We start from the raw sequence: 9,005 nt of genomic DNA, 5'->3' as shown, positions 1-9,005 counted from the left end.
ATCTGTTCGTCGGTCAGCCAAAACAAGTTGCTCATCACGCCTCCTGAAGTTCAGGAGCTTGAATCAGCCCGGCGCCACGACTGCAACCAAATCAATGGGTCCAGAGCCTAGGTGTGGGGATGCCCTATATGGCTTCGGCCTTTGGCATCTTCCTGATGCGTCAGGCGTTCAAGGGCGTGCCGATTGAACTGCACGAGGCTGCGCGGGTCGAAGGATGTGGTTGGTTCGGCATCCTGTGGCGGGTCTATGTGCCGCTGGCGCGACCGACCTATCTGGCCTATGCGCTTGTTTCGGTCTCGACCCACTGGAACAACTTCCTGTGGCCGCTCATCGTGACCAATTCGCCCGACACAAGGCCTCTAACCGTAGGCCTGTCTATATCTGGCGCGCCGGAAAACGGCGTCGATATCAGTGTAATTTCGGCGGCGACGATGATGTCGGTGGCTCCGTTGCTGATCGCCTTCCTGATCTTCCAACGCCAGTTCGTGCAGGCCTTCCTGCGCGCCGGGATCAAATGAGACAATGGCGCGGTTCCTGCAACTGACCGATTTGCACGTGGTGCGCGAAGGTGCCCTTGCCTCTGGCGTCCTGGATACTCGCAACCTCCTGCGGGCGGCCATTGATCGGCTGCAAGGGCTGCGGCCCGCGCTCGCTCCGTTGGATGCGGTGCTGGTCTCGGGGGACATAAGCGATGATGGCAGTAGCGAAAGTTATGCCTTTGCGCGCACCGAACTCAACCGTCTTGGCCTGCCCTTATATGTGGTTCCAGGCAATCACGACGCTCGAGAGCCCATGCGCGCGGCATTTGCCGATCTTCCAGAAATGCCGACAGTGGGCTTGATCGACTGGGTAGCTGACGTTGGTAACACGCGTGTCATTGGACTTGATACACTGGTCGAAGGGCGAGGCGGTGGTCGACTTCGCGATGAAAGCCTCGAGATGTTGCGCCACGCTCTTGAGACCACAGGATCAGGCTCCGTGATCATCATGCTCCACCATCCGCCGATCCAGACAGGAATTCGTTTCATGGACGCCATCGGTCTTGAGAACGCACAGGCGCTCAAAATGATTTTGATGGATGTACATACCCCCGCCACACTTGTCGCAGGTCACGTTCACGGGGTTCATCACGGAAGACTGGGCCACCATCATGTGGCAACAGCCCCATCAACTTGCAGCGGTTTCGCATTGGACCGCCGTACCGACGCCCCTTCAGGCTTCTTTCGGGGGCCGACAGGCTGTGCGGTGATCGACACGAACCCCGGCGGCATCTGGAGCGTCGTTCCGCTGGAACCAGTGGGCGGGCCCTTTCCATTCTAGGGCGCTGAGCCATGGAAAGCACGCCTGTCGCCCTCACCCTGAACCTTATCGCACAGCAACTGATATGGCGGTGTCAGAAGGACTCCGGTTGAGACGGGCAGGGTGGTCTCGTAGCCTCTGAGCATTCCGAAACGTGATCCGTTCAAATACCTCCACAGCAGCTCGGAGATCATTCGTCTGGCAGTGATGCTGCACGTCAGATTTCCACTGTCGCTGCGCAATGTCGAGGATCTGCTTCACGAGCGCGGCGTCGACGTCAGCCACGAAACGATCCGGTTCTGGTGGCAACGGTTTGGCCCGCTGTTTGCGTCCAAGATCCGCAAGAAATGCACGGATCGGCTTCGGTCCTGGCCGCAGTGGCGATGGCACCTGGATGAGATGTTCGTGAAGATCAATGGCGAGCGGTACTACCTGTGGCGGGCCGTAGATCACGAAGGTGAGGTCCTGGAAAGCTTTGTGACAAAGACGCGAGACAAGAAAGCCGCGTTGAAATTCCTTGGAAAATCAATGAAATGCCACGGCCGACCTCATCTCCTGGTGACCGACCAGTTGAGATCCTATGGTGCGGCGATGAAGGACATCGGCAATGCCCACAGGCAGGAAACGGGTCGCTGGCTGAACAACAGGGCGGAGAATTCGCACCTGCCATTCCGACGACGAGAGCGGGCAATGCAACGCTTTCGGCGCATGCGAAGTTTGCAGAAGTTTGCTTCCGACCACGCCTCGGTCTTCAGCCATTTCAACTCGGAGCGCAGCCTCACCAGCCGACAGAATTTCAAGCTCAACCGCGCTGCTGCTCTTGCCGAGTGGCGCCAGCTTTGCGTCGCTTAAGCTCCTGCGGTTCGTGGGAAACTGAGACCAGTTAGAATCTGTCTGACAGCACCGCGAAGAACAATAGTCTGCTCTGTCCCGCAACTCGGACATAGCCACCGGTTGGCCCTAGGTCCGGTTCTCCTGTAACCAGTCGTTTATACGAAGAAGCGGACGTTGCCCCCGAGTTGACGTCTGCTGAGCGACAGCTAACCAAGACGAAGCAGTCATCTGACCAAAACGCTCAGATGACTGCCCTGAGCCCATCCGCGTCATCGAAAGGCATGCAGCCGTGGTCTAGGCTCTTGCCTAGCTCGCACTAATAACCTCGTTTGGCTCTGATGCTACGTCAAGTAGTCGTACCTTATGCGGTTTTTGGTTTGTGCGTTGATAGAGCCATTTGTCCATCGTCCGAACCAAGAGGGCATCACCGCTCAGGAAAAGCCGACCAGCATCCAGTTCACGCGATATCGTGGTTCGGCTCAATATGATGGCTGAAAGTGAAACGCAGTCAGTTTCGACGTAAAGATCAACGTCAAATCCAGGTATGCTCGTGCATATTTCAACTTCTGTCCGCGGCCGGACCAGTGCCCAGTATGTATCGTATTCTAGGTTGGGATCACTAAACCGAAACTGAATGACCACTTGGCGGTTTGGCAGCTCGTCTGTAGAGATCAAGCCCCTCATGTGCCACATTAGGTTAGATACGTCCGTGTCCTGTAAAGCTTGCCTTGCCTCGATATTACACTGCGCCCATTCACCAAGAGCGGAGAGGGCAGGCTCGAGTTCAACGGCGCGCTGAGTGCGAAGATAATCGACTTGGCCCGTCGCAGGGTCTTCTATGCGTTCGATCAATCCATTCTGTTCAAGCTCCTTGAGTCTCTTGGTCAACAGTGCGGGTGAGATGTTGCCAACGCCGCGTTTGATGTCGTTGAAACGGGTAGAACCTGCCCACATTTCTGAAAGGATCGGGATCGTCCAGCGCGGCTCAAGGAGTTCGCAGGCATGTGTGATCGAGCAGACTATTCCATAGGGCTTCGTTTTCATCGGTGAACCTCCCTGTAGCCCGAAGCTACAAGATGTGCAGCGCATCCATCCAGTTCATATTCTGTACCGGGGGCGGTTCATGATCTGCACTACCCGCAAACCGGACAAGTTCGGCAGACTTAAGTCATCTCGAAACCATACAAGCAGGATCGAAAAGATGACGACTTTCAACACCAACACAACTGTTTCTGCCACACAAATCACTTCCTCCCTGCGCCGGTTCGCACACTGGGGTTGGTCCTACGTCATAGAAATCCGCGCACGCCGGACGCAGGCTGCTTCTCTGAGCCGCCTAAAGGAACGCGATTTGCGCGACATCGGCCTTATTGAAAATGACATCTCCACCGCAAACCACATGCCGCTCGACGCGGATGCTGCCTCTGCTTTGCGCCGCGCTCGTCTTGACCGCAGTGGGAATTGGTAAAGCTGGCACCCTGAAAAGAGCTCCAGTGTCTGGACTTAGCCCCTAGCGGGTCGATGTGCTGGAAGTTCGTCTCATCTCATGCAAACCTTACCTGCAGGACTTGAGCCAGTGGGGGAGAAGAATGACAGAGATTAGCTATGTAGATTGTGACGGTCTCAGCATAGCTTACTCGTCTCAAGAACTGTTGCCGATTTAACCATCGGCACAAACTCATTCTCCTTAAAGAGCGCGGGTGCTTTCCAGTTGAAGGGGGTCGAGGGAGATTGGGAGCTTTTTGAAGCCGTGATCTGAGGGCCAATTCGGTCGTTCCCATTTAGCCGACAACCGATCTATCGATACCGTGCACGATCACCAAGTTCGTATCCGCGTAGCATCGCGAGCAAGTGGACCACACTGTTTGCCCACAGTGTTTGCGACATGGTTCTACAACACCGTGTTTTGGGACACGGTCGAAGACAGAGTGACGTGTGGCGACACCGGCAACGGCAGCAATGTTACGATGGGCGGTCATCTGATGGTTTTAATCAGATGTCTCTGTTGAGCCCATTCCAGAAGTCAACGATCGCTGGCGCTCGCAGGTGCAGCAACCAACTCGACCGAAACCGTCATGAGCACGGCAGCAAATAACCCTTCGTTCGTTGCGCGCGACCGCGGCTCATTGTAGAGTTCAAGCAGAGGAGGTAGATCCATGCGTTGGATTGGTACCATCTTTGCAACGGTATTCCTAATACTTGGGCCCGCTCAAGCGGGTCCGTTATTCGATGCGGCAAGGCAGGGTGATACTGTTACCGTTAAGGCTATGTTGGACAGCGGTTCGTCGGTCGATGAGCGGGGGCCAAACAAGGCTACTCCATTGATTGCCGCTGCGTTGGCTGGAAACACCGAAACCGCTGCGGCCCTGATCGAGGCAGGGGCTGACGTGATGGCGCGAAACCGCAGCGGCTTCACTGCACTTCACGCAGCAGCTTTTAGCGGCAATGTTGAGACAGCGCGCCTGCTTCTCGCCAGTGGCGCAGATGTGAATGGGCGTATCAACAGGGCCGAAAAATCACCTATCTTCATGGCGGCCGACGAGGGCCATATCGAGGTGATCAAGCTGTTGCTCGACCATGATGCGGATATCGTGACCCTCGACAACGATGGCTTTTCGGTTCTGATCCGAACGATGTTCCGTCAGCACTATGATATCGTGGGTCTGCTAAAGGAGAACGGGGCCAAATGCCCCCCGCCGGACGCCTTCGGCCCGGAATTTCATCGCCTGTGCTTGGAGGCAGGCACATAAGGGAAGGTCAAAAAATGAGCTTTCGACTTCTGATGAGTGGCCTGTTTCTCGCAGGCATGACCGTTGCCGCGCTTGCCGACGAGCCCATAAATACCGGACCCTTCGGTGATATTGCGATCAAGGGCTATGACACCGTTGCCTATTTCACCGAAAGCCGTGCCGTCAAAGGGTCAAGTGAGTTCGCATATGATTGGCTCGGCACGCCATGGCACTTCAACAGCCCCGAGAATCGAGACTTGTTCAAGTCTGACCCAGCCAAATACGCGCCGCAATACGGTGGATATTGCGCATTGGGTGTCGGGCTCGGAGCCAACGCCTCCGAAAACATCGACCCTGTAAATTCTTGGCGGATTATCGATGGGAAGCTTTATTTCATATCGGACCCAACCGGTGCAGAAATGCTCGACCACCCAGAAGGGAAAGCGGTGCTCGCGAAGGCGGATGCGAACTGGGAGAGCACCAAGCCTCTGGCTGCCAAGGACTACTCCAACTGACGTGCACCACGGGTGAGTGTCATCCGCCAGGACTAAAGTGGAACAGAATATGCGCGTTGACGTAGCTATACGGCGAGTCCGCGCCAGCTGCTTTTTCGGCACTCTTGTAGATCGAGCCACAAGCCGGGCGACCGAGCGCAAGACCGGGTTGTTGTATGCACAAGGTGTCATCTTTCACATAAGCCGATCCAGTAATGAACATCGTGGATGTTCGCATCGCCAAACTTCCACTGTCTGAAATCTGGACTAGACCGGGACCGCGCCCTTCGAAAGTTCCCTGCCAAACGTTCCCATCGATCAGTGCGGCGACCTCGTCGGCAGTCAACCTTTCACGCGAACCCGGTTGAAAACCGAAGGTCCATTCCTGCACACCCGCGTGCAACATTGCACTGATGATACGATCAAGTTCCTCTTGCCGCCGAAAATGGGCGAATATCACCCTGTAGAGTTGCGCAGAGGTATGCGGTGCGAATCTGGCCACCTCTTTAGCAGTCGCTTGCGCCGCTTGCATATGGCCTGCCTCCGCATACGCGGCAGCGAGGATATTAAAGTAATCCTCAATGCCTTGCGAGTTGTCCTTGATCTCTTCGAGGATTTCGACAGCACGTTCAGGACGGTCTGCAAGAATATATGACAGGCTTGCGATCTGCCGTGCATAGCCCGGCAATTGCGGATTAAGACGCAATGCCGTTTCGAAACTCTCGATCGCCTCTTCGTGGCGCCCGTAGAATGTCTGCGCAAAGCTCAGAGCAAGATAGGCGGACGCTTCGCCAGGGGCCTTTTCAACGGCGAGCCGCGCCGAGCGCATCGCTTCTTCATACCGGCCATCTACAGTTTGCAGTTCGCTCAACACGGCAAAAGGCATCGCCGCATCGGGATCAATTTCCAAGGCACGCCCGGCATGTTCGTAGGCGCGTTTTCGGGCGACTGGATACGGTAGCACGTCGTCGTAGTTTCGACGCATGACCAATGCCTCGGTACGCGCCTGAGCTGCGAAAGCCATGGCAAAGTTCGGATCGATTGCGGTCGCGTCCGAATAGAACCTCAAAGCCTCGCGCAGCCTGGGCCGAAAGCCGCTGCGAGCAGCTTCTTCAGCCCTGAGGAAGAAGTCATATGCTTCCAGATCCCTGGTAGGGAGGCGTTCGATCCGCTCCCTTTCGGACACGCTCACATCCACCCCCAGTTGGTCAATGATCTCTTTTATCAGACCGACTTCAATCGCAAAAATATCGGCTTCGTCTCGCTCCAACCGCTCGGCCCAAAGCGTCTGCCCGCTGCTCACATCTGTCAGCCGTGCATTGACCAATAGCCGTGCTCCCACTCTGCGCACGCTGCCTTCCAGAACATAACCGACTCCCAACTCGCGACCGATGGCCCTGCTGTCGATTGTCCGGTCCCGATAGGAGAACGCGGTATTGCTGCCGATCACCATCAGCCCGGCGACTTTCGAGAAATCGGTAATCAGATCGTCCGTGAGCCCATCTGCGATGTAACGTTCCGCGTCTGGCAGCCCGAGGTTTTCAAAAGGCAACACGATGAGGGAAGGGAACGAGTTCTCTGCCGCTATCATTTCACTCTCAGCGCCGCTGAACCGCGCCACTATATCATCACGCAACATTAAAGCGGCGCTTGAAAGAATGGCGATCACGGCCATCGCAGCGCCCGCGACGCGAAACTTCAAGCGAAACCGTCGTGGGTTTTGTGCGCCATTCTGATCCGCCATCCGGTAGACTGCTAGAGGCTCAGGTATGTTTTTGACCCGGTGGACGCCTGCAGGCTCAAATGATCTGCTGACCTTGCCGTTCGTATGTTTGTAAACCTCTCTCGAGATGCAGATGCCTCCGGGCTTCGCAAGGGGTTCGAGGCGCGCTGCAACATTGACACCGTCGCCGTAAATGTCGTCGCCATCGATAATCAGATCGCCCAGGTTGATACCGATACGCAATTCGATACGCTGGCTGGGATCAATAGTGACGTTTCTATTGGAAACTGCCTCCTGTATTTGGATCGCAGCCTCCACTGCATCAACGGCACTTGCAAATTCGGCCAGTAGCCCGTCGCCGAGAAGCTTAAATACTCGCCCGTTCTTTTCGTCTATTAAGCGGGTGAGGATGTCCTGGCGCAACGTGGTCAAACGTTCGAAGGTACCAACCTCATCCTGGGCCATCATACTGCTGAAACCAACGACGTCTGCGGCGAATATGGCGGCAAGCCTGCGTTCCAAGGTTTGCCCTCTCCTCCAAAAATGCGGGCCGTGCTGTGAAGCGTAACACTGAAAAAACGTGGCGGAAACGGCTTTCACACAAGATATTCGGCTGGGCAGGCGCGTGTCATTCAATGGTACGGTCGGGCAACCAAGCCAATTGCCTCTACAGCAGCCACAAACCTTAGACACAGCAGGCACTCACCAAAATTCGGTGTAGGTCTGCTCGGAGCCCAAGGCAGCCTTGATCGTTTCCGCAGCATCGGTCGAAATGAGCAGGAACCGGAAGTTCGCTGCTGCTCGAATGAAAGGCCAAGGCAGGTCACATGCCCGCCTGTAGGATTAGCCGGTATCCCCCATGGACCTGTTGAATGTCTCAAGTCTAATTCGCGTCACCCGGACGGCTATATGACCTTGGTTCGAAGGATGAATGGCCGGGGAGCGTCGCGAAGTTCGGCGCAGGCGTCTACGGCGACTTCCGTTGCCCGAAATATGCTTGGTATACACTTTCGTGCCCAAGTTCGCGGACGAAGACCATCAAAGAGGTGTAGGCGTAAATTAGGATCGCCAACCACAGCTGGGTCAACCAGAAATGGGACCAGTCAAATGCCTGAAAATCCAGTGCCACGCCCGCTTCCAACCCTTTGGCATTCCGGCTCGCACTGAACGCCCGCTCGGTGATATGGAGAAGCGTAGTCAACAAGAAGTACAGCCCCGCTTTCCACGAAACCGAGACAACGCGGGGCTCGGACTGGAACTTGTTAAAGAACGGCAGCATCTCGGCTACGATCACACCCTTTGCGACGAGCAGAGCCCCAATACTTGCAGTGAGATGGGATATCGGCTGGCCACCCGAATGTTCGGACAACGTGTCAATTGTGAGCACCAACGCGTTAAAGCCTATCCCAAAAAACACAGTGGGCGGCAGCATATGGTGCAATTCACGCACGATAGTTTTCGCAACGGAGTTATTCATTGACGCACCATCTTTCACATTTCGGGAACGAGAACGTTGTCAGCAATCTCTACCAGCGAATTGCCCTGCCTGAAACAATATTGCCAACGGCAGGTTCGAAAGGCCGCGCCATGAGGTGCCGATAGGGTCAGGCTTCATAACCAATAGATGACGGTCGCCGCGAGGGGATGGCCGATCGGAACGTCTCGGGGCATCGGTCATAGCGGGTCGCCACACGCCGCCAATCCTTGAGCCTGCCGAACATGATCTCGATCACTGCCCGGCTGTGCATTGCGCAGCAATGTCACGAGAGGGGCGGTTGCGCCGCTTGTAGCGACGCTTGTCGTACTTGATCGGCATCTTGCGTTGCTTCCGGCCGGGGATGCAGGCGCGTATGCCTTTGTCTTTCAACGCTTCCCTGAACCAGTCGGCGTCATAGCCGCGATCTCCGAGCAGCCATTTGACGTTTG

At 55.8% G+C, this 9,005-nt stretch carries 8 protein-coding genes and 2 pseudogenes; 6 read left to right on the top strand and 4 right to left on the bottom strand.

What is annotated here, in order from left to right; genetic code table 11:
- Positions 1–107: 107 nt before the first annotated feature.
- The 3 genes and pseudogenes from AC2FL1_RS22880 to AC2FL1_RS22870 all read left to right on the top strand — a co-directional run.
- A pseudogene (locus tag AC2FL1_RS22880) lies at positions 108–518 on the top strand (carbohydrate ABC transporter permease); the annotation flags it as partial.
- 4 nt (positions 519–522) lie between these two features.
- Positions 523–1,320, top strand: a complete 798-nt coding sequence (locus tag AC2FL1_RS22875) for a phosphodiesterase (protein WP_496828833.1) — start codon at positions 523–525, stop codon at positions 1,318–1,320.
- 123 nt (positions 1,321–1,443) lie between these two features.
- Complete coding sequence (locus AC2FL1_RS22870) at positions 1,444–2,151, top strand: IS6 family transposase (protein ID WP_496878453.1); 708 nt, start codon at positions 1,444–1,446, stop codon at positions 2,149–2,151.
- 288 nt (positions 2,152–2,439) lie between these two features.
- Here the strand turns inward: AC2FL1_RS22870 and AC2FL1_RS22865 are convergent, their stop codons facing one another.
- On the bottom strand, positions 2,440–3,177 hold the full coding sequence (locus AC2FL1_RS22865; protein ID WP_496878452.1) for a winged helix-turn-helix transcriptional regulator: 738 nt from the start codon (positions 3,175–3,177) through the stop codon (positions 2,440–2,442).
- A 157-nt stretch (positions 3,178–3,334) separates the two neighbouring features.
- On the opposite strand from AC2FL1_RS22865, the gene AC2FL1_RS22860 reads away from it, so the two are divergent.
- From AC2FL1_RS22860 to AC2FL1_RS22850, 3 genes are all read left to right on the top strand, one after another.
- The gene (locus AC2FL1_RS22860; protein ID WP_496828829.1) at positions 3,335–3,601 is read left to right on the top strand and encodes a YjiS-like domain-containing protein; all 267 of its coding nucleotides are present in this window, start codon (positions 3,335–3,337) and stop codon (positions 3,599–3,601) included.
- Between the two features lie 688 nt (positions 3,602–4,289).
- Positions 4,290–4,883, top strand: a complete 594-nt coding sequence (locus AC2FL1_RS22855) for an ankyrin repeat domain-containing protein (RefSeq protein WP_496828827.1) — start codon at positions 4,290–4,292, stop codon at positions 4,881–4,883.
- A gap of 14 nt (positions 4,884–4,897) precedes the next feature.
- Positions 4,898–5,377 carry a YHS domain-containing (seleno)protein gene (locus AC2FL1_RS22850; RefSeq protein WP_496828825.1) on the top strand — a complete coding sequence of 160 codons (480 nt, stop codon included), beginning with the start codon at positions 4,898–4,900 and terminating at the stop codon, positions 5,375–5,377.
- Between the two features lie 19 nt (positions 5,378–5,396).
- On the opposite strand, the gene AC2FL1_RS22845 is transcribed toward AC2FL1_RS22850, so the two are convergent.
- From AC2FL1_RS22845 to AC2FL1_RS22835, 3 genes and pseudogenes are all read right to left on the bottom strand, one after another.
- Entirely contained in the window at positions 5,397–7,601 is a 2,205-nt protein-coding gene (locus AC2FL1_RS22845) for an adenylate/guanylate cyclase domain-containing protein (protein ID WP_496828824.1), read from the bottom strand.
- A gap of 445 nt (positions 7,602–8,046) precedes the next feature.
- The gene (locus AC2FL1_RS22840) at positions 8,047–8,574 is read right to left on the bottom strand and encodes a hypothetical protein (RefSeq protein ID WP_496878451.1); all 528 of its coding nucleotides are present in this window, start codon (positions 8,572–8,574) and stop codon (positions 8,047–8,049) included.
- 116 nt (positions 8,575–8,690) lie between these two features.
- Positions 8,691–9,005 (bottom strand): annotated as a pseudogene (locus AC2FL1_RS22835) (transposase); the annotation flags it as partial.

This window comes from Ruegeria sp. YKSF070, from assembly GCF_059612725.1.
Note: the sequence above shows the minus strand (reverse complement) of the source record. Positions and strands in the feature narration are given on the sequence as shown.

Coding starts and splice junctions, on each gene's coding strand:
- AC2FL1_RS22865 (WP_496878452.1), bottom strand. CDS start 3,177: ATGAAAACGAAGCCCTATGGAATAGTCTGCTCGATCACACATGCCTGC.
- AC2FL1_RS22875 (WP_496828833.1), top strand. CDS start 523: ATGGCGCGGTTCCTGCAACTGACCGATTTGCACGTGGTGCGCGAAGGT.
- AC2FL1_RS22860 (WP_496828829.1), top strand. CDS start 3,335: ATGACGACTTTCAACACCAACACAACTGTTTCTGCCACACAAATCACT.
- AC2FL1_RS22850 (WP_496828825.1), top strand. CDS start 4,898: ATGAGCTTTCGACTTCTGATGAGTGGCCTGTTTCTCGCAGGCATGACC.
- AC2FL1_RS22855 (WP_496828827.1), top strand. CDS start 4,290: ATGCGTTGGATTGGTACCATCTTTGCAACGGTATTCCTAATACTTGGG.